This is a genomic window from Streptomyces sp. TRM70350, from assembly GCF_019219825.1.
Taxonomy (GTDB): domain Bacteria; phylum Actinomycetota; class Actinomycetes; order Streptomycetales; family Streptomycetaceae; genus Streptomyces.
The window spans coordinates 1-1,097 of record NZ_JAHUXH010000100.1; the positions used below are offsets into that span (position 1 = coordinate 1).

Consider the following 1,097-nt stretch of genomic DNA (forward strand, 5'->3'; position numbering starts at 1 on the left):
CTAGGGCCTGTTTCAGGTTCGGATCACGTTGGTCGGAGGCTGCGGATCCAGATCACGGCACCGCGTAAGTGGAGTCCGGCGAGGTAGCTGGTGGCGGTCTTGTCGTAGCGGGTGGCCAGGCCCCGCCACTCCTTGATCTTGTTGATGCAGCGTTCGACGGTGTTGCGGTCCTTGTACAGGTCCGGATCGTGACCGACCGGGCGGCCGCCGCGAGAACCCTTCTTCTTGCGGTTGGCGGCCTGGTCCGCCTTCTCCGGGATGACACCGCGGATGCGGCGTCGCCGCAGGTAGGCGCGGTTGGCGCGGGAGGAGTACGCCTTGTCCGCGGCGACGGCGCCGGGCCGGGTGCGCGGGCGGCCGACCGGGCCACGCACCTTGATGCCCTCCAGTACCGGGACGAAGCGGGGGCTGTCGGCGGCCTGTCCCGGGGTGAGGACGAACGACAACGGCCGGCACCGGCGTTCGGCCGCGAGGTGGGTCTTGGTGGTCAGCCCACCCCGGGAACGGCCCAGTTCAGCCGCACGAAGCCGGGCTCTGCGCCGACGCCGTAAACGCCGCCGCTCCTGACGCACCACGTCGTCGCCGTCCTCGTCCGGCGGAGCTACCGGTGCGCTTTGCCCCTTTCGAGAATCCCCTTTTCCTCGGTGACGGCCTTCTCCAGCTCGTCCAGCAGCTCCGGGTCGACAGCCATCCCCGCCGCGTGATGATGAGCGCGCGCGACCGTGGAATCCACGCTGACCAGGTCGAGATCGACCTGTCCACGGGCCGCCGCCTCGGCGATCATCCCCTCCATCAGCGTCCGGAAGGTCCCGGCCAGCGCCCAACGCTGGAACGCGCCGTAAACGGTCGACCAGGAGCCGTACTCCTGCGGCACGTCCCGCCACGGGCACCCAGCCCTGAACCGCCACATCACGGCGTTGAACAGCCGCCGCAGGTCAGGGACCGGGCCGCGCTCGCCCACCGGCAAGAACGGCTCGACCAACTCCCACTCGGCATCCGAGAGATCACCACGCGCCACCCTCGACAACTACCAGGCCCAGCCGCCCGTCACCGGCGAATCCCAAAACCAATGATCCGAACCGGGAACAGGCCCTAGT

1 pseudogene is annotated in these 1,097 nt (G+C 69.3%); it reads right to left on the bottom strand.

The features are described from left to right. Nucleotides 1-23: 23 nt before the first annotated feature. Nucleotides 24-1,018, bottom strand: a pseudogene (locus KWI83_RS37735) (IS5 family transposase). Nucleotides 1,019-1,097: the final 79 nt, after the last annotated feature.